We start from the raw sequence: 25,033 nt of genomic DNA on the forward strand, positions 1-25,033 counted from the left end.
ACCACCGGCCGAGCAGCACGAACCCCACCACGCTCACCCCTCAGGGAGCCAGACGATGTCATCAGCCACATCGGGATCGCCGCACCACCGACGCAGCCGGATCCGCCACGCCCTGGCGACCGCCCTCGCGGCGGGCGCGGTGCTCGTCACCACCGCGTGCAGCGGCACCGCGGACCAGGGGAAGGGCGCGACCACCGCCTTCCAGCTCACCGACAAGACGCCCGACCCCGCCGGCGACGTGGACTCGTTCACCTGGTCGACCTACGCGGAGCCGACCACGATCGACTACGCCCACGCGTTCGACTTCCCGCCGAACCAGATCCTCGCCAACGTCTGCGAGAGCCTGCTCCGCTGGAACCCCGACCTGACGACCTCGCCGAACCTGGCGTCCTCGTACACCAACCCCACCCCCACGACCTGGGTCTACCAGATCCGTCCCGGAGTGCGCTTCCACGACGGGACGACGCTCACCGCCGACGACGTCGTGGCCTCGCTGCGCCGCAACCTCGACCCGCAGACGGCCAGCGTCTGGGCCAACCCCTTCCGGAACGTGAAGTCGGTCGACGGGACCGGGCCGTTGGAGGTCACCGTCACCCTCGCCCGGCCCGATTCCACCTTCAACAAGTACCTCGCCGCGGGACCCGGCACCGTGGAATCCGCCGCCACCCTCGCGAAGTCCGGCAACGACTACGGCAACCCCCAGACCGGTGTGAACTGCACCGGCCCCTTCTCCTTCGGCTCCTGGACCTCCGGCCAGTCGCTCACGCTCAAGCGCTTCGACGGTTACTGGAACCCCGCGCTCAAGGCCAAGTCCGGCCAGGTGAAGTTCGTCTTCCTCGGCGACGCGACGACCCGGGTCAACGCCTTCCAGAGCGGTGAGGTCGACGGCGGCTGGATGGTCCCGCCGAACGCGTACGCCCAACTGCGCGACACCCAGGCCGGATCGCTCTACTTCGGCCGCAACACCACGGTCGCCGACGAGGTGGTCAGCAACCTCAAGGGCCCGCTCGGCGACGCCCGGGTGCGCCAGGCCCTCCTCATGGCCATCGACCGCGAGGGCATCCTCAAGGCCGGCGCCGGCGGGGTCGGCGAGGTGGCCCACTCCCTGGTCACCGACAACCTCTGGAACGAAGCACCCGACGCGGCGACCCGCGACGCGATCCTCAAGGACGTCCCCAAGTACCCGTACGACCCGGCCAAGGCCAAGGCGCTCGCCGCCGAAGCCGGAGTGAACGGCCAGAGGATCGTGATCGCGACCAGTCCGCTGGACTCCCAGACCACGATCATCACCCAGGCCGTCGCCCAGGCCGCCACGGCCATCGGGCTGAAGCCGCAGATCGACTCCGTCTCCGCGGAGAAGTACACGACGCTCTTCACCGATCCGGCCGCCCGCGAGGGCATCGACCTCTTCCTCACCTTCTGGAACACCTCCATCACCGACCCGCTGGACATGTACGGCGCCCTCCAGACCGGGGCGTTCGGCAACTACGGCGGATGGTCCGACCCCGCCTTCGACGCGGCCATCGACAAGGCGGTGGCGAGCTACGACCCCGTCGAGCACACCGCCGCGAACGCCGAGACCCAGCGGATCGCCCTGCGCGAACTGCCCTGGCTGCCCCTCTACACCCAGCCCGTGAGCGTGTTCCTCGGCAAGCGGATCACCGGCGTCCAGCCGTCCATCGCCTACCTCTACTACCCGTGGGCGGCCGAGATCGGGGCGAAGGGATGACCGTCGCGGTGGCACGGGCCGGACGCGTGCTGCGCAAACTGGCCGGCATGGCGGCGACCCTGCTCGTCACCTCCTTCCTCGTCTTCTCCTCGCTGTTCCTGGCGCCGGGCGACCCCGCCTCCTTCCTCGTCAAGGGGCGCAGCCCCAGCCCGCAGGAACTCGCCGAGATCCGCCGCCAGTACGGCTTCGACGAGCCGTTCCTGGTCCGCTACTGGAACTGGCTGGAGGGCGTCCTGCGGGGCGACTTCGGCCGCTCCCACCTCTTCCACCAGGACGTCTCCGCGGTCATCTGGTCGCGGCTGCCCGCGTCCATGCTGCTGATCGGCGTGGCGGCCCTGATGATCGCCGTGGTGGGCATCGGATCCGGCGTGGTCGGCGCGCTGCGCCGGGGCACGAGGACCGACCGCACCCTGATGCTCCTGGTGACCGTGGGCGCCGCGGCGCCCGCCTTCGTCGCCGCGCTCCTGCTCAGGTCGGTGCTGGGCGTGCAGCTGGGCTGGTTCCCGACGATCGGGAACGGCGCCGGAGCCCTGGACCGACTGCACCACGTGGTCCTCCCGGCCGCGGCCCTGTCCGTGACCTTCGTGGCGCTGGTGACCCGCGTGACCCGCTCGGCGATGCTCGACGAACTGCGCCGCGAGCACGTCGAAGTGGCCCTCAGCCGGGGGACACCCCGCCGGACCGTCATCCGGCGGCACGTCCTGCGCAACGCCCTGGGACCGATCGTGACCGTCTCAGGGCTCCTGGTCTCCGGGATGCTGGTCAGCACCGCGATCGTGGAGACCGCCTTCGGGATGTCCGGAGTGGGCTCCCTGCTGGTGCAGTCGGTGGACCAGCTGGACTTCCAGGTGGTCCAGGCGATCGTCCTGCTGGTGGTGGCCGCGTTCGTCGTGGTCAACGCCCTCGTCGACCTGGTGCACCCGCTGATCGATCCGCGCATGGCCGCGGCGGGGAGCGCACGATGACCGCACACACCGAGACCCCCGAGCCGGCCCCACAGACCGTCCCGGCCCCACAGACCGCCCCGGCCGCACAGACCGCCCCGGCCGCCCCGGCCGCCCCGGCGGCCAAGGGCCGTCGCGCGCTGACCCGGATCCGGACCCTCGGCGGCAGCCGGCTCCAGCGGACCTGCCTGCTGCTCCTCCTCCTGTTCGTCCTGGTGGCGCTGCTCGCGCCGTGGCTCGCACCCCAGGACCCGACCTTCGGCCGCCTCGGCGACACCCTCCTGGGCCCGAGCGCCGGCCACTGGCTGGGCACCGACCAAGGCGGCCACGACACCTTCTCGGCGCTGATCGCCGGTACCCGGACCAGCCTCGCCGGACCCCTCGCCGTGGTGCTCTTCTCCACCCTCCTCGGCACGGCGGTCGGCCTGTTCACCGCCTGGCGCGGCGGCTGGATCGACACCGTCACCAGCCGGGTCCTCGACGTCGTCTTCGCCTTCCCCGCGCTGCTCCTGGCGATCCTCGCGGTGGCCCTCTTCGGCAAGGGGATGACGGCGCCGGTCCTCGCCATGGCGATCGCCTACATGCCGTACACCGCCCGCCTCGTGCGCGGACTCGCCGTCCAGGAGAAGGCCCGCCCCTACATCGCCGCCTATCAAGTGCAGGGCCACTCCGCCCTGTTCGTCACCGTCCGCAGGATGCTGCCCAACATCGCCCCGACCCTGCTCGCCCAGTCGACGGTGAACTTCGGGTACGCCCTGCTCGACCTCGCCGCCCTCTCGTTCCTGGGGCTCGGCGTACAGCCGCCGACCCCCGACTGGGGCGCCATGATCAACCAGGGTCAGGCGGCCGTGCTCCAGGGGCAGCCGCTGTCCGCGATCGCGCCGGCCGTGGCGGTCGTCCTGGTGGTCGTCGCCTTCAACGTCGTCGGGGAGAACCTCGGCGACCGGCTCGCGGGGAGCCACTCCCGATGACACTGCTCGCGTACGAAGGACTCAGCGTCACGCTGCCCGCCATGGCCCGCCCCCTCCTGGACGGCGTCGACCTGCGGGTCCGCGCCGGGGAGGTCGTCGCCCTGGTCGGCGAATCCGGCTCGGGGAAATCCGTCACCGCCCGCGCCGCCCTCGGCCTGTTCCCGGAGGGCGCCGACATCGGCGGCCGGGTACGGGTCGACGGGACCGACCTGGTCGGCGCCGACGCCCCGGCCCTGCGCGACGTACGGACCAACAAGGCGGCGATGATCTACCAGGACCCGCGGGCCGCCATCAATCCGGTGCGCCGCGTCGGGGACTTCCTCACCGAACCACTGCGCCTGGTCCACGGCTGGTCCAGGGCCCGGGCCGACGCCCGGGCCGCCGAACTGCTCGACGCGGTGGGCCTGCCCGACCCGTCCCGGCACCTGAGGCAGTTCCCGCACGAGCTCTCCGGAGGAATGCTCCAGCGCGTCGTGATCGCCGCCGCCCTCACCGCGGAACCGCGGCTGCTGCTCTGCGACGAGCCGACCACCGCACTCGACGTCAGCACCCAGGCCGAGATCCTCGCCGTCCTGGGACGCCTCCAGCGCGAACGCGGCCTCGGCCTCCTCCTGATCACGCACGACATCGAGCTCGCGGCCGCGGTCAGCGACAGGATCTACGTGATGTACGCGGGCCGGATCGTCGAGACCGCGCCCGTGGGAGAGCTCTTCACCTCGCCCCGCCACCCCTACACCGCCGGCCTGCTCGGTTCCTCACCGCCGCTCGACGGCCCGCCCGGCCGGCTCACTCCCATCCCGGGCGCCCCCATGGGCCTGCTGGAGTCCGTGCCCGGCTGCGCCTTCGCACCCCGGTGCCGCTTCGCCGAACCCGGCCGCTGCGACCAGTCCCCGCCCCCGCTCCAACGGCACGGCCCGGCCGAGGTCGCGTGCCACCGCACGGCCGAACTGGCCGCGGCCCCGCCGGTGCCTTCCCTCGCACCCCGCACGGAGGACAGTTGACCACCGACCCCACCGCCCCCCTCCTCCAGGTGAGCGGCCTGCGCAAGACCTACCGGACCGGCGCTGCCGTGGTCGTCGCGGTCGACGACTTGTCGTTCACCCTCCGGGCGGGCGGGGCCCTCGGCATCGTCGGAGAGTCCGGTTCAGGGAAGACCACCACGGCCCGGATGCTGATCGGCCTCGAACGCCCCGACGCGGGCCGGATCCTCGTCCAGGGCGAGCCGCTGGCCGCGTCCGTACGGGGCAGACCGGCGCGGCTGGCCCGGGCCAAGGCCGTACAGATCGTCTTCCAGGACCCCTACCTCTCCCTGGACGCCCGGATCGGCATCGGCGCGACGATCGACGACGTGCTCCGCCTGCATGGGATGCGCGACCGCGCGGCGCGGGCGGTCCGGGTCCGCGAACTGCTGGCCCAGGTCGGCCTCGGTGACCGCGAGGCGGCCGCCCTGCCCCGCCACCTCTCGGGCGGGCAGCGCCAACGCGCCGCGATCGCCCGGGCGCTGGCGGTGGAACCCGCCGTGCTGGTCCTCGACGAGGCGGTGTCGGCCCTGGACGTCTCCGTGCAGGCACAGGTGCTCAACCTGCTGTCGGACATCCGGCGCGACACCGGCATCGGGCTGGTCTTCGTCAGCCACGACCTGGCCGTGGTCCGCTACGTCTGCGACGAGGCCCTCGTCATGTACCGGGGGCGGACCATGGAACACCGCCCGGTCTCCGAGCTCCTGACCTCGCCCCGGGACCCGTACACCAAGCTGTTGCTGGCCTCCGTGCCCCGGCCGGGCTGGGACCCCGACTCGATCAGCCGGCGCCGGCGCCGGCTCGATCCGTTCACGAACGGAGGCCACCGGCCGGCGGCGGCCACGTAACCGAACCGTGCGGGAGGGGCCGCAGGGGAATCCGTACGGGGGATTTCCGGTGCCGGTCGCCGCCGGACGCCGGGTTGTGCCCCACCATCGGCGGATCGACCCCGGCCCGGGAGGACCCCATGAGCACCCCGTACGCGTCCGCAGCTCCGTACTACGCCCGCTACCGGCCCCCGTACCCGGCGGAGTTCTACGAGCTGCTCGCGGACCGGTTCGCGCTCGACGGGTCGCAGACCGTACTGGACCTCGGCGCCGGGCCCGGCCCGGTCACCCTGGCCCTGGCTCCGCTGGCCGATCAGGTCTACGCCGTCGACCCGGAGCCGGCCATGCTCGCCGAGGGGTCCCGGCTCGCCGACGAGCGAGGCCTCGCGAACACCTCCTGGCTGGTGGGTGACGCCGCCGGCATCGGCCGGCTCTGCCTGCCCCGGATCGACCTGTGCGTCATCGGCAGGGCCTTCCACCTGATGGACCGGGACCGGGTGCCGGCCGATCTGGACGGTGTGCTCGCGCCCCGGGGCGCGATCGTCCTCGTCGACTCCGTGCCCCGGCCCGGCGTCCCGCGCCCATCCTGGGCGGCGGTCGCCGAGGAGGTGTCCGCGCGGTTCCTCGGAACCGGCCACGGCGGGGCGGACGAGTGGGACGACGCGGACCGGTCGGGCGAGCCGCGGGACGCCGAGGACCATCTCGCCAAGTCGCCGTTCTCCCGCGTCGAGACCGTCACATGGGACCAGACCCTGCGTCACACCGCGGACCAGGTGATCGGCCTCCGGTTCTCCTGCCCCTCCTCCGGCCCGGCCCTGTTCGGCGACCGCAGGGCCGCCTTCGAGTCCGAGCTGCGGCAGGCCCTGCTGGACCACGACCCCGGTGGTGTCTACAGCCGGACCCTCCGCGTCCGGGCCGCCATCGCGACGAGGCGCCGACCGTGAACCGCGGGGCCGGCTCAGGGGGAGGGCCGGCTCACTCGGCGGATTCGGCAGCCGGCGAGCGGTGGGCGAACCGGTCGGCCGCGCGCCGGCCGCGCCGTTCGAGGGGCAGCGACCCGGTGGCCGCGGCCAGTCCGAAGGGCGGCATGTCGAAGTAGATCGCCTCGTACGACCCCTCGGGCACGACGTAGGACTCGTGCCACAGGCCCACGTGCCCGTGCAGCTTGGACTCGCGTTCCTTGCGGTTGCCGCTACGCGGCAGCCGGAGCATACCGACATCGTCGGCGAGATGATCGCCCTCGGCCAGGCCGCGCTCGCCTGGAAGCCCCCGTCGCCGGACGTGCTCGGCCTCATGACCGCCCCGCTCGTGGTCAGCACGCACGACAAGCCCGCCGTGCGCCCCCTGCTCGAACGTGCCGTCGACGAGTCCTGCGGAGAGGGCCGGTTCCACTACCGGGTGGAGTTCCTCGAAGAGCTTCGCTGCGTGGTGGGCGCCGACGAGCACCGCGACGTGGACGAACAGATCCACCGCGCCCGTATGGAACTGGCCGACAGCAGCATGGGATTCCGGAAACTCCTCGCCCTGGAAGACGCTGCTCGACATGCCCGCGACAGCGGGCTGAGGGTCGTCGAGCGGACCTTCGGCCGGCTCATGAACCACCGGCGCCTCGCCCGCGACTACGAAACCCACCCACACCGCTCCGAAGCGATGATCCACCTCGCGATGATCGACCTGATGAGCCGCAGGCTCACACGAGAGTCGACTCCAAACTGGCGCGAAGCCTGAGGCGCAGCACCGGTAGCTCGCCGACGACTCGCACAGCACCGGGAACCGCAAATCCACCAGGTTGCAAGTCCTTCAGGTGGCCGGGTTTTGGGCAGGACACCCGCCCCCGTAGGCGCTCTCTTCGATCGGATCGCCCTCCCTGTCGCTCAGGTGGAAGCAGTGGCCGTTAGCCCACACCGTGACCGAATCAGGCCGATGCTCGACCTCGAACGGCTCGTCACCATACGACGTCCCACCCCAAGTGCCGTCTCCCGCGGACGAGTGGGTGACAACGATGCAGGTTTCTTTCGGCAGGATCCGGTGAATGTCCGCCCAGGGCTCCACGGTCAGCTCCAGCAGCTCCTCGCCATCGTTGCTGATCACCAGCCGCGCCGTTTTCCCCGCGAACACTCCAGGACCCCCACTCGACCTTGCGCCGTCACGCGCGCGCCACTGCGCAAGATGCAGGCGCACACAACACGATCCTCACACGGGTGATCACCGGATCCAACGTCACGCCCGAGTTACCAAACAACCCTGCCGTTGTTCTTTATGCTCTGGCTGACCCGTCTCACCGATGTTTGACCGGGGCGGGTTTGTCTCATCGAAGCTGGACCACCAGGTCCAGGGGTGATGCTTCGGCCCGGTCTGCTGGGTCTGAGTGCCGTGGTGGGAGGCTAATTGGGTTGGCGGGTTCCTCGGGGGGTGTTAAGAACTGCGGGTGATGGTGTTCGCGTGTGTGGCCTGTGGTTCTGCGATCACGGGACCGTTGACCGAGTTGGCTGAGATCCCCGTTCGTCCGATGGACCAGGGCTATTCGAAAGAAGGTGGGACGCGGACGGCGTCCGCCACCGTGCCGCGGGGGTGCTTCGCGGTGGAACCGGAGCCTTGGGGCGCACCGTTCATGCCGTGCGAGGACCCGGTGGCGATCTTCCCGGGCGGCCCGTGCGTTTGCGATCCGGACGGTGACGACTTCCTGGTGTCGGCAGGGCCGCGAGGGACTGTGGTTCTTCATCCTGGCGACGCGTCGGGCCTGGAGCCGGTCCGTGCCCCGAGCTTCGACGATGTGGGCTGTTGCGGCTTGTCGGGCCGGGGCGGGATGAACCGCCGGTGCCCGTGCGGTGCCCCGGTGGGCACGGAGGTCAGCGACTGCTCGACCCCGTACGAGCTGCACCTCGACCCCGGGCAGGTCCGTCAGCTCGCGGTCTGACGGAGCTACGGTTGCTGTTCATTGCCGAGGCCACCCGCCGTGCCGTTCAACCGCTGATGAACGGGCCGAACGTCGTGCGGTCAAACCTCGGGTGAGACGGGTCACCGACCCCGAACGATGCATCGAACGGCATCGCCCATCCGGGTGTTCGCCGGACGTGGACACGGCCTTCGTCTGGCCATGTGCTCCGAGTCCAGCGGGAGCCGTTCGCGAAAGCGTCACGCTTGCGGGGGCCTTCTTCGCGTGTCTGAGCGCGCGGCGTGACGAACTGTTCGAGCTTGCGGACGCGTTGCTGTGCGCGGACGGGCCGGTGTCGTCGCCGGTGGACCTGACGCTGCTGGCCGAGCACCGTCGTGGGCACGGTGCGCTGTACGACGCGCTCAACCGCGGCCGCATCGACGCGGTGCGGCTGCGGCGGCCGCCGGCCGCGCTGCCCCAGCCCCGAGCGGCCGACGACCGGCTCGTCCTGGCCGTGGACGTGAGCAACTGGCTGCGGCCAGACGCGGAGTGCAGCGCGGGCCGCCTGTTCTGCCACACCTTCGGCCGGGGCCGGGACAGCACCTGATGATCCCGGGCTGGCCGTACTCGTTCGTCGCCGCGCTGGAGGCGGGCCGCACCTCCTGGTGTCAGCTGCTGGACGCAGTCCGGCTCGCCGGCGGGCGGTGGTGCGAGGGCGAGCCGAACATACTGGTCGTCTTCGACGCCGGCTACGACGCCCCGCGCATGGCCTATCCTCTCGGCGGGCTGCCCGTCGAGGTCCTTGGGCGCCTGCGCTCGGACCGTGTCATGCGACGGCCGACTCCCTGGCGTATCCCAGGGCGGCCGGCCGCCGAGGCGCGGTAAGGAATTCCGCTTCGCTAAGCCCGAAACCTGGAGCGAACCCGACGCGGCCACCGTTGAGGTCACCGACCGCTACGGCACCGCGAAGGCGACGGCCTGGGACCGTATCCATCCGAGGCTTACGACCCGCTCCGCCTGGATCGACCACGACGGCGAACTCCCGATCACCGAAGGGACGTTGATCCGCTTGGAGGTCGACGGACTGCCCGGCGGCGGAGAGCCGCTGCCGCTGTGGCTGTGGTCCTCGGCCACCGGTATGACCGGTGCCGAGGTCGATCTGCGCTGGCAGGCGTTCCTGCGGAGATTCGACCTGGAGCACACCTTCAGAATGATCAAGCAGACGCTCGGCTGGACCCGGCCCAAGCTCCGCACCCCCGAAGCGGCGGACCGCTGGACGTGGCTGATCACCGTTGCGCACACCCAACTCCGTCTCGCCCGGCCGCTTGCCGAGGACATCCGCCGCCTCTGGGAGAGACCGGTGGAACCGAACAGGCTTTACCCCGGCCCGGGTCCGCCGGGGGGGGCAGGAACCTCCGCCCGGCTTTGCCCTGCCTGGCCCGTGCGTCGAAACCATCGCGGCCCGGCCCCGGCAGACCGCTCGGCTCGAAGAACCAGCTGTACGGCGCGAGATCGGCATCGGCGGGCCGGACGACACCGAGCGGCTCAAGGCACGGATCACCACACCCGAACAGCAGGTCGTCGACCTCGAACTCAAGTTCCAGGACCAGGCCGACGAGCGGAATGCCGCCCGCAAACCATCCGCGCACTCATGGGCCAGCTGAACCGGTCAGTGAGGGACCCGCAGACCGAAGAAGTCCAGCTCGCATAACACTGAACGCCCTCACCGGCCGCTGCTCGCCCACTTCACTCCCAGCCCGAGCGAGTGCGGCGAGCTCTCCTGCTATCGACCCACTCCCGGCGACAAGTCGCCGACGAGGTGTCTCGGCAGGTTGGCGAGCACCTCGTGGCGGCCGTCCCCGGGCACCCTTTCGAGGGGTGCGGTTCACGGCGGCGTGGTGGAGTCGCGACGTCTTGGACGTGGTGCTGGTCCGCCCGGAGCTGGTGGCGGAGGTCAGCGCCGATCGGGCCGGGCCACGGTCGGGGCGGGTAGGACCGTGGTGCGTTGCCGGCTGATCAGCGTCTCCGGGAACCTGTGCGGTCACACGGTTGCGGGGTGCGGCCGTGCCTCCGCGTGGGTGGTCGAGGGGCTCCGCCACCGGGGGCCTGTTCCGAGTGCTGCGGTGACCAGGGCGTGAATGGTGAGCAGGCACAGTGCTGTGCGGTAGAGGACCTGCTGGAGCGGGATGAGCCACAGGTGGCGCAGGCTCTCGCCGTCCGTGCGCAGGGCGTAGGCGGCGAGGGTGAGTTGAGCGAGGCAGAAGACGGCCCAGGTGAGCACCGGGACGGGCATGGTCCCGGAGGCCAACCCGTAGAGGGCAGCCGCGTCCATGAGGGGTGCCGCGAGCGGCAGGGCGAGTTGGAACAGCAACAGGTAGGGGAGGGTGCGGCGGCCGAGGTGGCCGGCGGTGCCGGTCTCCTTGACGGCGTGGCGGTGCTTCCAGATGGACTGCAGGGTGCCGTAGGCCCATCGGTGGCGCTGGTGCCAGAGCTCCGGGATCGTGGTGGGGACGTGGGTGTGGGCGTGCGCGTCGCTCCGGTAGACGACGCGCCAGCCGGCCCGGCACAGCGCCATGGCGATGTCGGTGTCTTCGGCGAGGGTGTCGGCGCTGATGCCACCGCAGGAGGCCAGGGCTGATCGCCGGAAGGCCCCGATGGCTCCCGGAACGGTCGGACTGGCGCCGGCCAGGTCGAACAGCCGGCGTTCCAGGCCGAAGCTCATGACGTATTCGAGGTGCTGCCACAGCGGCAGGAGGCCCGTGCGGTTGGCGACCTTGGTGTTGCCGGCCACCGCGCCGACCGACGGGTCGGCGAAGGCGGCGGCCAGGCGGACCACCGCCCCAGGGGCGATCACGGTGTCCGCGTCGACCATGAGGATCACATCGTGTGCAGCGTGGGCGACGCCCGCGTTCAGGGCGGCGGGCTTGCCCTGGTTGGGCTGGGTCACCACGCGGACCCTGGGGTCCGCCACCGTGCGGGCCGCTGCCGCGGTGCCGTCGGTGGAACCATCGTCGACCACGACGACGTCGATGTCCGCATGGCCGCCGTCGAGTAGGGCGCGTACGCAGGAGGCGATGGTCTCCTGCTCGTTGTGGGCCGGGATGACGGCGGAGACGCCTGCCCGGGGCACGGACAGGGGCCATGCCCGGGACTCCGTGCGCCTTCGGTGTGCTGCCGCGGCCGCGGCGAGCAGGACCAGTCGTGCGGCGGTGAGGAGGGCAACCACGTACAACAGCCCGGCGGCAGCGGGCGGCACGGCGACGGCTGCCTGGACCAGGCCGATCAGCGCGGCGCCGTACCAGCGGTCGAGCGTGCCGGCTGAGGCCGCTTGGGGCGGCAGGCCGACCGCTCCGGTCAGGGTGGTGAAGCGGTATCCGCGTGCCTTGAGGGTGTCGATGAGCTGTCCCAGGGCCGCGACCGTCCGGGACCGGTCGCCACCGCCGTCGTGCAGGAGGACGACGGCCCCTGTGCCGTCCTTCGGGGCGGCGCCTCGCACGATGTCTCCGGCGTCCCGTGCCTCCCAGTCCAGCCCGTCACGCGTCGACAGGACGGTCAGGTAGCCGAGCGCACCGGTGCGCAAGGCGGCGTGCCAGTCCCGGTTGTTGACCGCGTCGGGCATGGAGGAGTACGGCGGCCGCAGGAGCGTCGTGGTCTTTCCGGTGGCTCCTGCCAGGACGGCACGGCTGGCGGCGAGCTCCAGACGCATCTGCCAGATCGGCGCGGTCGCCAGGTCGGCATGCGTGAAGGTGTGCAGGCCGATCTCGTGCCCCGCGGCAGCCTGCGCCCGGACCAGCTCGGGGTGTTCGGCGACGTGCTGGCCGACGACGAAGAACGTCCCCGGTACCTGCTTGGCGGCCAGCAGCCGCAGGATCTCCGGGGTCCAGGTGGGGTCCGGGCCGTCGTCGAAGGTGAGCGCCACCGCGCCCGGGCGCACGCTCAGGCTGACCGGGGGGCCGCTCCGGGTGTCCACGACGGGTCCGCCGCCGGACACGGAATGGGGCACGAGGCCATCCGGCTGCTGCTCCTGGGAGGTGCCCGGTTCACCGACGCCGCGCAGGATCGACGTTGCCAGGAACAGGGCTGCCAGGAACACCGTGAGGACGCCGGCCAGGACCCACCAGTGCCCGCGGGGCGATGCCGCCCTCATCGCCGGGGGGTCGTGTGGACAGCCTCGGCCGGATCCGTTGCCGGCGCCCCCGGGTCGGCGTAGAGCACGCCTGCGCCCACCGCGAGGACACACAGGCACAAGAAGCACACCACCACGCCCACTGTGGTCACGATCCTGCGGCGGCGGCCGTACGGGTCGTCGAAGACGGGCGAGGAGGGCTTGGGGCGGGCCGGGTCGAGCAGCTCGTTGATCACGTGACCGAATGCTAGGAAGATCGTCTGCGAGGACCACATGCGGCGCGCGGACGTTCCACCGCAGGAGCGAGCCGGCCACGCACGAGTTGACGGCGGACACGCTCGAACGGGGTGACTTCGGCGACTCGGCCCACTTCGATGCCAGGCGGCCCGAACCTCATGCCAGGGTGGCGCCGGGCACCCCATGGCCGCCCGGAGGCCATCAAGATCCACGAGCCTGCGGGCATCGCCCGGTCAGGGCGGCGCCGACAACGACATCGGCGATCCCCCCCCCGCCCATACGGCACCACGCTGCGCCCCTGCCCCCGCAACCCGAACCCGCACGGAGTACACCTCCATGGCTGCGCACCTGGACACCGCCCCACCCACACCACCCGAACACCGGCCGCGCACCACGCGCACCACGCGCACCAGGATTCTGGTGTTCCTGGCGTGTGGCCTGCTGGCCATCGCCGCCCTCGGTCATGCCGGCCTGCGGCTGCACCACCGGCTCAACACCATCGAACTGCCACAGGCCGACACGGCCCCGCAGACCGGATACACCCTCACCGTCTACTTCACTCCCAGCGAGGCGCACTACCACGGCCCCCGGCGCGACATCGGAAATAGGTCCTGCACCGGCCGGCACCTGCCCGATACCTCGTTCCCCGCCGACTACCTGGAACGCGTCGGCCTGGAGGGCTTCGGCAAAACCGCCCGCGGGGACTACCTCGGCTGGGACTTCGACAAGCGCTGCTACTTCTCGACCAGCACCCCTCCGGTGGGCTCCCACGAAAACGTCCTGGTGCCCTGGCAATCGGTCGCCGCCAACCATCTGTCCCCGGGCACCCGCATCCTCGTCACCGACTGCGGACCGGGCGTGTCCCGCGAGACCTGCACCCGGGTGAAGTCCGCGCACTGGCGCGTCGACGACCTCTGCAGCATCGGCTGCGACAACGCCAAGCACCTCGACCTGTACATCGGTGAACAGACCCGGGCCGACATCGAGGACGAAGACTTCTACTTCGTCACCACGAGCGCCGCCATCCGGACTGCCGCACCCGCGGCACTGCGCTGATGGAACTGTCCGCCTCGACGGCCGTTCCGACTGCCGTGCCCGGTGAGTCCGACGCCTCGACGGCGCAGCCGACCCCGGCGGGGCCTCAAACCCCGCCTGCGCGTCGGCGCCTCGATGCGCTGGACGCGTCACGCGGCTCGCTCGTCGCTCTGCGCGTCTTCATCGGCAGCCAGGTGGCGGAGATCGCGTCCCCTGCCCTGCAGCACGCACACGGGTTCGGGCTGACGGTCGCCGACCTGGTCCTGCCCGGATTCCTGTTCACCATGGGCATGGCAGTGCCGGTCTCCATGTCCGCCTTCCTCCGGCCACGGGGCGAAGGCCGTCTCCGTGAACACGCCAAACAGCCTCACCTGCTGCGCATCGTGCGCCGAGCCGCCCTGCTGTACGCGATCGGCTTCTTCCTGGGCGTGTACCCGTTCCTGCCCGAGACGTTGGAGCACGTCCGGTTCGTCGGCGTGCTGCAGCGACTGGCCGTCGCCTACCTGACCGTCTCGCTCCTGTACGTGACCTGTGCCTGGTCGATGCGGCCCGTCGGTGCCCCGTCGGCATCCGAGGACAAGGCCGTGCCACCGGCCAGGGTTCACTCCCGTATCGTCCGTTTGCTGGCCCGGGCGTCCTTGCTGGGAGGATTCCCCCTCGTCTGTGTCGTCCTGTGGATCGTGGCGACCTACAGCTTTCACAACCCCTGGCCGCAATGCGCCGGCGTCCGCGAACTGGTGCCGGACTGCTCGCTGCAGGCCTACCTCGACACGAACACGTGGGGTGCCGAGCACAACCTGGACGGCGGCACGTTCGACCCGGAAGGCCTCATGTCGACGCTGGTCGCAGTGGTCAACTGCTGGGCGGGCCTCGTCATCGGCATGGACGTCGTCCGGAACAAGCAGCGCTACCACACGACCGGTGGCGTCCGCAGGCGGGCCTGCCAGCTGATCGCCGTCGGCGTGACGTGCGGCGGGGCCGGCCTCGCGCTGACCACCGTCATCCCGATCGGCAAACAGTTGTGGACCCCCTCGTACGCCCTCGTGACCATCGGGATCATGACCGTCGGCTTCGGCCTGGCTGCCCTGGCGTTCGACGGCGGACTGTGGCCCTCGCCCCACGGTCCGTCCGGTGGCGGGTCCGGTGCCGGAAGCCTTCCGGCACGCCGTTTGTCTTCGGCCTGGACGGGCGTGACCACCGCCGTCCGTCGGGTAACCGCGCCAGTGGGAGAGACCCTGCTGGACCTTGGCCGCAACCCCCTGTTCTTCTACGTCCTGTCCGAACTCGTCATCGTCACCTTGGACTACATCCCCGTCCGCTACCACGGCGAGGAGTGGACCGCATGGAGCGTGTGCGCCGGAGCCGGCCTCGCCACATGGATGCCCGCGCCGCTGGCAAGCGTCGTCTGGGCGGCGCTGTGGCTGCTGCTGTTCTACGTACCGCTCGCGCGGCTGCTCGTGTCGCGGGGGTGGTACATCCGGGTGTAGCGACGGTCGCGGGTACTCGGGAGCCGCGCGTCCCGACGATCGGCAGTCTACGTTGCCGGATCGCCGATCAGCAGGGCCACGCGCACGAGGTCACCCCCATCTGACGGGGCGCCCCATGACAGTGACAGCCCCTTCAGCGACTCCGTTGGACCGGTTGCGCCGTCGGGATAGAGGTGAGGGGTCGTGCGTGAGGCCGACCGTCCGCGGGTTGTCGTCTGCCCGCACTGCAAAGCCACCGACCGCGACGGCGAGGCGAGGACGCTGTCGGCTGCCGGCGGTGTGCTGTCGGTGACCTGGCACGCCCGCGGAGGCCCACACCTGGCCGCTGACCGGATCCTCGCCGCGATGCCTGGCCGGTGACGGCCTGACGAAGCCTGGCATCCGCCGCAACCAGCCCGCGGCTTCCTGTTCAGCCCAATACCGCATTGGAGGGGAGGGGCGAGCAACCCCTCTGTTCCCCCACTGAGCCTCGATGGGGCAGAGCGTCGTGCAGAGCGTGTGACCGCCTGGCGTGTGAGCCCGGCGTGATGCGGATCTCGAATTTTCCCCAGGGCTGCTCTTCGTTCCTCAGTCGGTTGCTGCCGGCAACGAGGGCGTCGTCGCCGCCCGCTTGTGGCATGTGCGGGCCCTGCCCGGAGCCGGGGTTGGAACCACGGTTAGCGCTGAGATTTCCGATGGGATGCTTCTTCGGCCGTGGGATCCCGTAGTAGCCGTTGACTCACGGCATGTGCGACTGCGACCCCAGTGCTGGCGGAGCCGCCGCTGGAACATCGAGTGGTCGATGGCCGTGTCTGGTGGCCCGAACTTGTAGTTGATCAAGGAGATGTGATCTTGGGTGCGGACCCGTGTCGGTACGCGCCCTGCTACGAAGGGGTTGCCGCTGTGACGCAGCGACGGAACAAGATGCTTGCCGCCGCCGTGGCCGGAGGCCGGACTCTGGGGGTTGCGGCCCTGCTCGCGGGCGGGGTGGTGGGACCCGCCTCGCTCGCCTATGCCGACGACGACCTGCCGAAGTCCTGCACGAGCACGCCGAAGGAAGGCGGCGGGGTGTCGATCCTCTGCGCCGGTTTCCTGAGGTCGGGCGACGAGATCGAGGGGACCGAGTACGACGACGAGATCGTCATCGGCGACAAGAACGGGGGGAGCTCGTTCGCCAACAACGCGCTTCCCAAGGGAGTGGTGCTCGACGGCCTCGGCGGTAACGACAAGATCGCCATTCGACACGCCCTCGCGGGTGTGAGCGGGACACTCAGGGGCGGTGCGGGCAATGATGTGATCACGCTGACTGTGCCCCCGATCACTGGCAAGGACAATGACAAGCCTGCCGTCTCCGCGACGGGAGTGATCGAGGGCGGCGAGGGCACGGACACCATCGACATCAGCGGTGCCCGCCGCGGGAACGTCGGCCGGATCACGGGCGGCCAGGGCGGCGGCACCATCAAGGTCGCCGCCAATTCCCTGACACCCGTCAACGAAGGCACGATCGAGGCGTTCGGCGGCACTCTCACGGTCGAGGGGCCCGCTATTGCCAACGGCAAGGGCGCGACGATCAAGGCCAAGGACACCGAGGTCACGCTGCAGGGCGGCGCCGGCGCGGCCGGGAACGCCGGCAAGGTCGAGGGGAGCGGGGGCAAGGTCCTAGCCAAGGGCGGGGCCGGCGGGGTCAAGCGCCGCGGTGGTGCCGGCAACGACGTCAGCGGTGAGATCACCGGCGCGACCGACGTCGAGGCGACCGGTGGCAGCGGCGAGCCTGGCGGGGCCGGCAACGACGGAAAGATCACCGGGGTTCGCTCCGCCACCGTCAAGGGCGGCAAGGGCATCAAGTACGCGGGCACCGGCAGCGACGGCACGGACGGCGGCAGCGGGAACACCAGCACCGTCACCACCACCGGTGATCTCATCATCGAAGGCGGAGCCGGCAGCGACGGCACCGAGGGCGCCCAGGGCGTGCAGACGTCCGACAACTACTCGGGCAACGGCGGCACGGGCGGCCGCGGCGGTAACGGCGGTATCGGCAACGGCGGAACCGTCCCCAACCAGAAGAAGGCCACCGCACGCAGCACCGGCGGGAAGGTCACCGTCAAGGGCGGCGCGGGCGGCAACGGCGGCGCGGGCGGCGGCGCCGTCAACTCCGGCATGAACAAGCAGGACCTCGGCGGCGACGGCGGCCCCGGCGGCAACGGCGGAGCCGGAAGCACCGGAACCGTGACCTCCGACCTCGGCGGCGACAAGGCCACCGTCACCGGCGGCTCCGCCGGAACCGGCGGAGCAGCCGGCCCCGGCACCGCCCAGATCGGCGTGAGCGCCGGAAAGCCCGGCAGCAACGGCAACCCCGGAGCAGCCCGCAGCTAGAGGACACACCAACGCGGGGAGGGCACTCGACCTGCTTTTGGACCCGGCGGGCCATCGGGAGCCCCTCCACCGCGGCCCGACAGTCTGTCAGCGCCCCGGCGGTGGGGAATTGGGTGAGCAGGTCCGTCCCCTCCCTGAGCATGGGGTGGGGAGATTCGTCGAGCCCCATCAGGCGCAGCGGGTTGTTGGCTGAACGCCTCAGTGCGCTCACGTGACCGGTATCCACGCGGGCAGACATGACAGTGTCCGGTCTCGGGCGTGCACGCTAGGGGGCCCTGTTGTGATCGCCGATGCGCTCCGTGGTCATGGGTTGGACCTGCCGGGCGTCCGCCGGGCCGTCGATGTACAGCTTGGCCGTGTCCTAGCCGCCAGAAGCCGTCTGATCGGCTGGCACGCGGCCGGCGGCGGCAAAGACGTCGGCCTCGTGCTGCGGATGGCGGCGTCACTGGAGATGTTCCATGCCTTCACCCTGATCCACGACGACATCATGGACGACAGCGCCACCCGCCGGGGCCGGCCCAGCGTCCACGCGGCCTGGCCGCCCACCATGCCCAGGGCCGCAACACCCTGAAAGGGGCATTGAGTCCGAGCGGCAGCTCCCCAACCAGCGGATGAGCGGAGGCCCGTTCTGTAACAGGCCGGGGTCATGTACATCCCTGAGGAACTCAAGTACACGAAACGCCACGCATGGGTCCGGGCGGTGAGCGGCGGCAAGGTCCGTGTGGGCATCACCGAATACGGCCAGGAGCAGCTCGGCGACCTCGTCGCCGTGGAGCTTCCGAAGGTCGGCGACCGGTTCGACGTCGACGACCGTGCGGCTCCACGGAATCCGCCCGAGCACTCATCGACATCTACACGCAGGCGGCAGGTCAGGCGAGCGCACGCAACGACCGGGTGCTCGCCGAGCCCGAGCTGGTCGACAACGATCCGTACCAGGACGGGTGGCTGATCGAGATCAGCCTTTCGGCGGCGAGTCCTGACGGGCTGATGAGCGCGAAGGAATCCGACGCCTTCATCAGTTCTGCCGAATAACCACAGCCGCGCGAGCGTGCGCGGCCGGGCGGCCCCTGGGGTGCGATGCCGTACGGCACCGCTGGGGAGCGGGCGGGGGTCAGGGGCGCCGGTACATCGATGTGACGGGCCGTCCCGGCCTGCGCGGAGGGGAGACGGACGGGTGCTTGTCGTCGGCCTGTGCCGTGGCGCGGGACGGACAACTGCCTGCCCGCCTGGTTTCAGGGGATGAGGACGAGCTTCCCGTGGGCCTGTCCGCTCTCGCTGGCGGCGAGGGCGTGAGCGGCCTGGTCGAGTGGGTAGGCCTGGGCGATGGGGAACTGGAGCTTTTCTGTCCGGTACAGGGGGAGGGCTTCGGCGAATACGTCGGGCAGGGGCACCGATTCGCCGGGGCCGCCGCCGGTGAAGCGGACACCGTGTGCTGCGGCGTCGGGGTCGGCGAGGGTGATGACCCGCTGGGTGCCGCCGGCCAGTTCCACCAGATCGGGCAGGGCGCCCCGGCCGGCGGCGTCCACCGCGGCGTCGACTGTGGGCGCCACCGCGCGGACGCGGTCGGCCATGCCCGCCCCGTAGGTGACGGGAATGGCGCCGATCGCGCGCAGGTATTCGTGGTTGCGTTCGCTCGCGGTGCCGATCACCCGGGCGCCGCGGGCAACCGCGAGCTGGGTGGCCAGTGAGCCGACTCCGCCGCTGGCCCCGTTGATCACCACCGTGTCGGCTGCACTCACCGCGGTCAGGTTCAGGGCGCGGGCGGCGGCTTCCGCGACGATGGTGATGCCGCCGGCTACCTCCCACGGCAGATCGGCGGGCCTGGCCACGAGGTTGTCGACCGTGGCCAGGGCGTAGTGGGCCCAGCTGCCGCCGGTGGCGCGGCCCAGGACCTCGTCGCCGATCGCGAGGCTGTCGACGTCGGGGCCGAGGGCGTCGACCACGCCGGCCAGCTCGACTCCGATGCCGCGCCGTTGCCGGGGAGGTTCGCTGGCGAACAGGCCGCGCAGGATCTTGGAGTCGATCGGGTTCACCCCGGCAGCGCGGACCTGAACGCGGACCTGCCCCGGTCCCGGGTCGGGCTTGTCGACCTGGGTGACCTCAAGGATTTCGGGGCCGCCGAAGCGGGTGTAGGTGATCGCTGTGGGCATCCAACGCTCCTGCCAGTCAGAGATGGATCTTGCACGCTCACTACCCGCGCAAGGCCCGCACGGTGCGCTTGGCGCTGCGGATTCAGCCCAAGGAGTGGCGGGACAAGGCGACGCCCCGGGCGACCACAACCTCGCGGCCGCTCACGACCCGGTCGCCGTCTGGATACCACTGGCCGGATGCGCGCGTCGGCCGGACGGTGCCGCCGCGCCGGGACCTGCTACGTCAGGCTCCTGAGTGCGCTGACTTCTGCTGAGCTGCGACCACAGCGGCCCTGCCCTCATGGCAGAGCGGGTTGGCAGGCGCTCTGTACCGCGCGGTTGGGGCATGGCCTGTCAGCACGACGTGGTCACCGGTGGTGCCCGATGACGCGAGCGTCAGTTCCCGGGGGCGGCTTGTCATTCGGGGACGCGAAGAGAGCCTTCAGCGCATCACTCACGGGGATGTTCAGGTTGAGGCTCTTGGGCGGGATCGGCATGCTGAACCAGCGGCTATGTGCGGTTCACGGCGGCGTGGGGGAGCCGTGACGTCCTGGACGTGGTGCTGGTCAGACCGGATCTGGTGGCGGGTGCAACAACGCCCTGCAACGCCGGGTGCAACACGGCGCCGCGTGTTGCGGTCCTGTCCTGCTGGAACACGACGTGAGTGGGGGACGGGTGAGCGCGTTGCAGGTCCTCGCGGGTCGTCACGGCCGGATCCCCGGTCCTGACGGCGCGGACCCCGGGCCTTGAGAGGTCCGGGGTCCGGTCACGGCACAGGAGCGGTCCGAGGCTGTTCGGGGCGGCCGACGGTCTTGGCGGCTCGCCCTTTTGTGCCGGCTGCGCGAGGCGGGCCGTCCCGGCGTTCCTCGTGCACGTCCGGTGCGTGTAGGTGCCGAGCCTCAGACCTGTCCGTAGTTCCTCACGTAGTACCTGAGGAACTCTTCCCTGTCGATCGTCGTGTCACGGTTGGTGTCACCGCCGAGGAACTTGCTGAGATCGAAGGGGTTGCGCTCTTGGGTAGCTTCGCGCTGCTGCCACTCCTGGTACGTGATCACACCGTCCTTGTCGGTGTCGATCTGGTCGAACAGCGCCGTTGCTTCTGCTTTTGCGTCCATGGCTGCCTTCCTGGGCGGCTCCGTGCCGGCCGGTGTTGATCTCCCCTGGTCCGCATCAGGGCAACATCACAGAACCGAATTGAGTGCCAACTGGCGGACAACTTCACCCGCTCGGGCGCAATAGCGCGAGACCCCAGCTCAAGAGGGCTGGGGTCCTGGTAGAGGCGCTGGAAGCGGTCAGAGGCCGTCCGGGGCGGCCTGGGGGACGGTCACCGGCCTCGCCCAGTCCATGCCCAGCTCCGCGAGTGCGGCGAGCTGGTCGGCGGTGAGTTTGTCGCGGCGGGCCCGGGTGTTGGAGACCCCCACGCCCAGCTTCACGACCACCGGCTCCGCCTCGCCCTCGACCGTGATCTCCTCGCCGTGGGCCCCCTCGGGACCGGCCGGTCCGCGCCTTCCCGCGCAACCCACTGGCCAAGGGCCTCCAAGCCCCGCTGGAACGCCTGCTGTGCCTCGTTCGGGCCCCCTTCGCCGCGCGCCCGGCTGCCGGGACGGGAGAGGGCGCCTGGTCGGGTTGTACGCCCAGCGCGGCCAACCGCTCCTGCTGCTCGGGCAGCAGCCGAGCCCAGATGGCCGGCTGCTTCTGCTGCGGGAGCCATCTGCCGACGTCGTCGCCGTCGAAGACGACGCCCGGCGCGATGTGGGGCAGGACGCCGTCGGCGTGGACCAGGTCCGCCAGGACGCGGTAGTGGCGCTGCCAGTCCAGCGGCCAGGGGCAGTCCCAGTCCTCGTCGATCGGGGTGAGCTGCGCCGCGCGCTCGGCGGCCCGGTCCGGGTCCTTGCCGAGGCCGTTCTTGGCGCCCTTGCGTCGGAGGTTGGCCACGTGCTGGCCGATGGGCACCATTTCGTCGTCTTCGCCCCACACGGCGTCTTGCCGGGGTGCGAGGTGTCCGGTGGCGCGGTGGTAGGAGCGGAGGGCGGCGCGCTTGGCCTCCCACGCCTCCTCGCCCGTGCACCGACTGGCACGGGACCACGGAACTGCTCATCACGACTGCTCTGCGCTGCCAGGCGGCCCGGTACCGCCCCGAGGCCGACCCGATCCGTACGGTCCGCAACGCGCATGCCTGCTGGCATCTGCTCCGTGCGGAGTCCCCGGAGGCGGCTGCCGACCTCGCGGGCCGGCTGGCGGACATGCCGGCCATTCTCGGCGAGGACTACCGCCGCGACGACGTCCTCGCCTGGACCGGAGCGGTACCCGCTTGCGGTTGAGAGGGCGAAGACGTCCGCATCGCGTCCGCCGGCCGCCTGTCCGTCCTGATCGTCTGGCTCAGGTGGCCACCGGGGGCACCGCCCCGCCCCCGGTTTTCGGCTGCCGGGGGCGGGGCCGGGTGGCTTTTTGGGAGGTGGAGGCCGCTATCGGAGGAAGTTGTTGAAGAGGAGGTAGTTGGGACCGGAGGGGATGCCCGAGAGGCGTCCTTTGGTGGCGAAGGATTGGATCCGCTGCCTCAGTGCAGCCGGGGTGCGCTGCCCATAGATGGAGATGAAGTAGGCGGCGACGCCGGCGGTGTGTGCGGCTGCTGCAGCGGTGTCGGAGATGGTCTGGGTGGCTGGGAGGATGCCACGCCATGCCGATTTGATGTTCTCGCCCGGGGCGAAGATGTGGACGCAGCTGCCGAAGTTGGAGAAGACCGCCATCTGGTCCGAGACGTTGGAGGCGCCAGCGACGATGGCTTTGGAAGCCGTGGCGGGTGAGGTGTTGCAGGCATCCTGCGCTTCGTTTCCGGCGGCGACAACGACCGGGATTCCCTGATCGCTGGCGTTGTTGACGGCCTTGTTGAGGTCGTCGTTGATCGGCCCGGTGGAGCCGATGAGGATGACCTTGGGGGTGAGGGACGGGCGGGCCAGGACGTAGTTGATGCCGGCGATGACGTCCTGGCTGCGGCTGGTGCCGTCGCACTTCATTGTTTTGACCGCGTAGACGGTGGCCTGCTTCGCCACACCGTACTGGCGGCCTGCAACGGTGCCGGCGAGGTGTGTTCCCACACCGTTGCAGTCCCCGGGGATGCCGTCACCGGTGGTGTTGGCTGCGAAGTGGGCCCGGCCGCCGAAGTCGATGTGGGCGGCGTTCACGCCGGTGGACAGGACGTACACGCTGACACCGCGGCCAGCAGCCGAGTCGAAGCTGTAGCTGTAGCTGTGGGGAGCCTGCGCCGGCCCACGCTGAGAGATACGTTCAAGGCCCCACGTGGCGTTGAGCTGGACGTCCGCCCAGCTGTCCCCGGCACTGCACAGGACCAAAGCGGCAACCCCCACCGCTACACCGGCCCGGGCTCGCCATCCATGTCGCCTCATCCTGTGACCCTCGCTTCTCCGGCATGCGGGGAAGACTCCTCCGCACCGGCGACAACGAGACAAGGCGGCGCACGGCTACGCCCTCACCGAACAGTCCCCCACTCCTGGCAGCGGGATCGGCATAGTGCATCGAACCGGACACTGGCGCCGTCGCGGGCTCCCGTCACCGTGCCGCCTTCGCGAAACGGCGACTTCTGCCAAGGGCCGTCACAGCCTGGCGCTGACCTGTGCTTCCGAGCTCCTCACAACACTCACTGCCGGACGTGCGATCGACGCCCGGGCGCCGGGGGATCGCTCGTCCGAGGCGGTTTCGGGGCAGGGCCGTGTCGCTTCCGCGGTCCCGGCATTGACCGGGCATGACCATCATCAAGCGCGCGGCGGTGGCCGTGGTGGCCGTGGTGGCGGTGGGGGTGCCGGCCGCTCCCACCGCCACGGCTGCCCCGGCCTACAAGTGCGCCAAGCAGCATGAAGGACATTGACGACAGCAGCTATGACGGGCCATGGCCGGACAACTGGAAGGTGACGGTACGGACGTGCGCGGCCCGGTCCGGGGGCACCGTGTACGCGTACGCCGAGGTGAATTGGGACGGCCCGGCGTTCCGTGAGGTGGACGACCCGACGATCTTCGAGGGGGCCAAGCTGCGGTTGCAGATCAAGAAACCCCGGGAGGGCACCGACCCCGTGGTGGTCGAGCGCGATTTCCCTGGGCTCGAGGAGCTGCTGGAGGACAGCACGTCCAACGCGAACTACGACGGCCACTATCGAACGCCGACGATCAGCCACCGGGCCGGCCGCGGAGCGCTGGGGGACTCGGTGCTGTTCCTGGACTGGCACGGCGACGGGCGGGGCTACCAACGCCACGACTACACCGGGTCCCCGACCGTCTGACCTGTGATCAGTCGCCAGGGGCGGGCACGTCGTTCTGGCCGTGAGCGAGGATCGGCAGCAGTACCTCGGCGGCGTCGCACACGGTGCACGCCGTCGTGCCAGGCCGCGTGAGCGCGTCGAGCGCGGCCATGGTGCGCAGCGGATGCGCGCGGTCGGTAGCGCTTGGGCAGCCCTCGGCGTGGACGGTGGCCGGGTGTCCGTGGATGCGGCCGTCGAGCAGCCACGCCCAACCGGCCGACGCCGAGGTACGGGTACGGGGGTGGGCCGGGATGCCGCCCAGGTCGACCCCGGGCAGCGGGCGCAGCTGCTCGGCGGTGACCCACGTGCCGTACTCGGCCGGCTCGACCCCGCCCCCGGCGGCCGTCTGCCAGAGGGGGACACCTATGCGGTACATCCACAATCCGGAGTCGAGCTGCTGTCGCTCGTAGAGCAGTACACGCTCGATGGCCTGTCCGTCGGGCAGGAGCAGCGTGATCGGTGCAGGTGGTGGTGCAGGTTCGGTCACGTCAGGGGCGGGCGAACTGCTCCTGCCGGGCCTGCCGGCACGACGTGCAGAGCGGGTTCCCGCCCACCCCGTAGCGGCACGTGGAGGAGTGGCACCGGGGGCAGGGGCCGGTCTGGCTGGGTGCCCAGCTGGCGACCTGCGGGCGGGGCGTGGTGGTTTGCTCGTTCATGCTGCTGCCTCCCCGTCCGCCGGGGCGAAGGTGTGGGTGCGGGCGGCGCGCCGCAGCTCGACGCTGCCGACCCGCCAGGCGGCGGAGGCCTCCCAGTAGGGGTGGGTGCACAGGGTCCCGGAGAGGGTGATCAGCCGGCGCCGCAGCGCGGTCGTACCGGCCCCGGCGGGGGCCTGTGCGAGCTCCACGTAGGTCTGCTGCCACGCCCCTTGGAGCGTGATCAGGTCCTCGGGGAAACGGAACGGTGGTCTCACACCCCAAGTGAAACACGTGTTCGATTTTTTCCGCGAACGTCACGCCTCTCGGTCATTGGCCCTAGGTGTGGCTGAGTGTCGT

The 25,033-nt window shown here is 70.8% G+C and carries 22 protein-coding genes and 5 pseudogenes; 15 read left to right on the top strand and 12 right to left on the bottom strand.

Annotated elements, in window-relative coordinates; genetic code table 11:
- The first annotated feature begins 55 nt into the window (after nt 1-55).
- From ACZ4VT_RS14735 to ACZ4VT_RS14760, 6 genes are all read left to right on the top strand, one after another.
- A complete protein-coding gene (locus ACZ4VT_RS14735; protein ID WP_467949580.1) occupies nt 56-1,729 on the top strand; it encodes an ABC transporter substrate-binding protein in 1,674 nt (557 codons plus the stop codon).
- Complete coding sequence (locus ACZ4VT_RS14740) at nt 1,726-2,694, top strand: ABC transporter permease (RefSeq protein WP_467949582.1); 969 nt, start codon at nt 1,726-1,728, stop codon at nt 2,692-2,694. The genes ACZ4VT_RS14735 and ACZ4VT_RS14740 overlap by 4 nt, the downstream gene beginning before the upstream one ends.
- A complete protein-coding gene (locus ACZ4VT_RS14745; RefSeq protein WP_467949584.1) occupies nt 2,691-3,644 on the top strand; it encodes an ABC transporter permease in 954 nt (317 codons plus the stop codon). The genes ACZ4VT_RS14740 and ACZ4VT_RS14745 overlap by 4 nt, the downstream gene beginning before the upstream one ends.
- A complete protein-coding gene (locus ACZ4VT_RS14750; protein WP_467949586.1) occupies nt 3,641-4,645 on the top strand; it encodes an ABC transporter ATP-binding protein in 1,005 nt (334 codons plus the stop codon). Before ACZ4VT_RS14745 ends, ACZ4VT_RS14750 begins: the two co-directional genes overlap by 4 nt.
- On the top strand, nt 4,642-5,511 hold the full coding sequence (locus ACZ4VT_RS14755; RefSeq protein WP_467949588.1) for an ATP-binding cassette domain-containing protein: 870 nt from the start codon (nt 4,642-4,644) through the stop codon (nt 5,509-5,511). Before ACZ4VT_RS14750 ends, ACZ4VT_RS14755 begins: the two co-directional genes overlap by 4 nt.
- 119 nt (nt 5,512-5,630) lie before the next feature.
- Nucleotides 5,631-6,434, top strand: coding sequence for a class I SAM-dependent methyltransferase (locus ACZ4VT_RS14760; protein ID WP_467949590.1), 804 nt, complete (start codon nt 5,631-5,633; stop codon nt 6,432-6,434).
- Between the two features lie 31 nt (nt 6,435-6,465).
- Here ACZ4VT_RS14760 and ACZ4VT_RS14765 read toward each other — a convergent pair.
- Nucleotides 6,466-6,678, bottom strand: a pseudogene (locus ACZ4VT_RS14765) (monooxygenase family protein); the annotation flags it as partial.
- Between the two features lie 378 nt (nt 6,679-7,056).
- Here ACZ4VT_RS14765 and ACZ4VT_RS14770 point away from each other — a divergent pair.
- Nucleotides 7,057-7,218, top strand: a pseudogene (locus tag ACZ4VT_RS14770) (IS5 family transposase); the annotation flags it as partial.
- Nucleotides 7,219-7,290: 72 nt separating this feature from the next.
- On the opposite strand, the gene ACZ4VT_RS14775 reads toward ACZ4VT_RS14770, so the two are convergent.
- On the bottom strand, nt 7,291-7,581 hold the full coding sequence (locus ACZ4VT_RS14775) for a hypothetical protein (protein WP_467949592.1): 291 nt from the start codon (nt 7,579-7,581) through the stop codon (nt 7,291-7,293).
- A 1,008-nt stretch (nt 7,582-8,589) separates the two neighbouring features.
- Between ACZ4VT_RS14775 and ACZ4VT_RS14780 the strand changes: the two are divergent.
- A pseudogene (locus ACZ4VT_RS14780) lies at nt 8,590-9,862 on the top strand (NF041680 family putative transposase); the annotation flags it as partial.
- Nucleotides 9,863-10,406: 544 nt separating this feature from the next.
- Here the strand turns inward: ACZ4VT_RS14780 and ACZ4VT_RS14785 are convergent.
- Together ACZ4VT_RS14785 and ACZ4VT_RS14790 are read right to left on the bottom strand one after the other, a co-directional pair.
- Nucleotides 10,407-12,512 carry a bifunctional polysaccharide deacetylase/glycosyltransferase family 2 protein gene (locus ACZ4VT_RS14785; protein WP_467949594.1) on the bottom strand — a complete coding sequence of 702 codons (2,106 nt, stop codon included), beginning with the start codon at nt 12,510-12,512 and terminating at the stop codon, nt 10,407-10,409.
- A complete protein-coding gene (locus ACZ4VT_RS14790; RefSeq protein ID WP_467949595.1) occupies nt 12,509-12,727 on the bottom strand; it encodes a hypothetical protein in 219 nt (72 codons plus the stop codon). The genes ACZ4VT_RS14785 and ACZ4VT_RS14790 overlap by 4 nt, the downstream gene beginning before the upstream one ends.
- 337 nt (nt 12,728-13,064) lie before the next feature.
- Here ACZ4VT_RS14790 and ACZ4VT_RS14795 point away from each other — a divergent pair, with 337 nt between their 5' ends.
- The 5 genes and pseudogenes from ACZ4VT_RS14795 to ACZ4VT_RS14815 all read left to right on the top strand — a co-directional run bounded on the left by ACZ4VT_RS14795 (nt 13,065) and on the right by ACZ4VT_RS14815 (nt 18,634).
- Nucleotides 13,065-13,784 carry a hypothetical protein gene (locus ACZ4VT_RS14795; RefSeq protein WP_467949596.1) on the top strand — a complete coding sequence of 240 codons (720 nt, stop codon included), beginning with the start codon at nt 13,065-13,067 and terminating at the stop codon, nt 13,782-13,784.
- Nucleotides 13,784-15,250 carry a hypothetical protein gene (locus ACZ4VT_RS14800; protein ID WP_467949598.1) on the top strand — a complete coding sequence of 489 codons (1,467 nt, stop codon included), beginning with the start codon at nt 13,784-13,786 and terminating at the stop codon, nt 15,248-15,250. Before ACZ4VT_RS14795 ends, ACZ4VT_RS14800 begins: the two co-directional genes overlap by 1 nt.
- Nucleotides 15,251-16,132: 882 nt before the next feature.
- The gene (locus ACZ4VT_RS14805; RefSeq protein ID WP_467949600.1) at nt 16,133-17,602 is read left to right on the top strand and encodes a hypothetical protein; all 1,470 of its coding nucleotides are present in this window, start codon (nt 16,133-16,135) and stop codon (nt 17,600-17,602) included.
- Between the two features lie 280 nt (nt 17,603-17,882).
- Nucleotides 17,883-18,173, top strand: a complete 291-nt coding sequence (locus ACZ4VT_RS14810) for a polyprenyl synthetase family protein (RefSeq protein WP_467949602.1) — start codon at nt 17,883-17,885, stop codon at nt 18,171-18,173.
- A gap of 75 nt (nt 18,174-18,248) precedes the next feature.
- A pseudogene (locus ACZ4VT_RS14815) lies at nt 18,249-18,634 on the top strand (glycine cleavage system protein H).
- 200 nt (nt 18,635-18,834) lie between these two features.
- Here ACZ4VT_RS14815 and ACZ4VT_RS14820 read toward each other — a convergent pair.
- The 5 genes and pseudogenes from ACZ4VT_RS14820 to ACZ4VT_RS14840 form a co-directional block, all read right to left on the bottom strand.
- The gene (locus ACZ4VT_RS14820; RefSeq protein WP_467949604.1) at nt 18,835-19,752 is read right to left on the bottom strand and encodes an NADP-dependent oxidoreductase; all 918 of its coding nucleotides are present in this window, start codon (nt 19,750-19,752) and stop codon (nt 18,835-18,837) included.
- Nucleotides 19,753-20,630: 878 nt separating this feature from the next.
- Nucleotides 20,631-20,846 carry an EF-hand domain-containing protein gene (locus ACZ4VT_RS14825; RefSeq protein ID WP_467949606.1) on the bottom strand — a complete coding sequence of 72 codons (216 nt, stop codon included), beginning with the start codon at nt 20,844-20,846 and terminating at the stop codon, nt 20,631-20,633.
- Between the two features lie 177 nt (nt 20,847-21,023).
- On the bottom strand, nt 21,024-21,254 hold the full coding sequence (locus ACZ4VT_RS14830) for a hypothetical protein (protein WP_467949608.1): 231 nt from the start codon (nt 21,252-21,254) through the stop codon (nt 21,024-21,026).
- A 166-nt stretch (nt 21,255-21,420) separates the two neighbouring features.
- A pseudogene (locus ACZ4VT_RS14835) lies at nt 21,421-21,729 on the bottom strand (DEAD/DEAH box helicase); the annotation flags it as partial.
- Nucleotides 21,730-22,196: 467 nt separating this feature from the next.
- Entirely contained in the window at nt 22,197-23,135 is a 939-nt protein-coding gene (locus ACZ4VT_RS14840; RefSeq protein WP_467949610.1) for a S8 family peptidase, read from the bottom strand.
- 356 nt (nt 23,136-23,491) lie between these two features.
- Between ACZ4VT_RS14840 and ACZ4VT_RS14845 the strand changes: the two genes are divergently transcribed.
- Complete coding sequence (locus ACZ4VT_RS14845) at nt 23,492-23,614, top strand: hypothetical protein (protein WP_467949612.1); 123 nt, start codon at nt 23,492-23,494, stop codon at nt 23,612-23,614.
- Complete coding sequence (locus ACZ4VT_RS14850; RefSeq protein ID WP_467949614.1) at nt 23,601-24,023, top strand: hypothetical protein; 423 nt, start codon at nt 23,601-23,603, stop codon at nt 24,021-24,023. The genes ACZ4VT_RS14845 and ACZ4VT_RS14850 overlap by 14 nt, the downstream gene beginning before the upstream one ends.
- 7 nt (nt 24,024-24,030) lie before the next feature.
- Here the strand turns inward: ACZ4VT_RS14850 and ACZ4VT_RS14855 are convergent, their stop codons facing one another.
- Genes ACZ4VT_RS14855 through ACZ4VT_RS14865 form a run of 3 tightly spaced genes read right to left on the bottom strand, consistent with a single transcriptional unit; the run spans nt 24,031 to nt 24,951 of the window.
- Complete coding sequence (locus ACZ4VT_RS14855; protein WP_467949616.1) at nt 24,031-24,528, bottom strand: DUF6233 domain-containing protein; 498 nt, start codon at nt 24,526-24,528, stop codon at nt 24,031-24,033.
- Between the two features lies 1 nt (nt 24,529).
- Nucleotides 24,530-24,697 carry a hypothetical protein gene (locus ACZ4VT_RS14860; protein WP_467949618.1) on the bottom strand — a complete coding sequence of 56 codons (168 nt, stop codon included), beginning with the start codon at nt 24,695-24,697 and terminating at the stop codon, nt 24,530-24,532.
- Nucleotides 24,694-24,951: a hypothetical protein gene (locus ACZ4VT_RS14865; RefSeq protein WP_467949620.1), complete on the bottom strand. Its 258-nt coding sequence runs from the start codon at nt 24,949-24,951 to the stop codon at nt 24,694-24,696. The genes ACZ4VT_RS14860 and ACZ4VT_RS14865 overlap by 4 nt, the downstream gene beginning before the upstream one ends.
- Nucleotides 24,952-25,033: the final 82 nt, after the last annotated feature.

It is taken from the genome of Streptomyces sp. NPDC029164 (assembly GCF_055563995.1).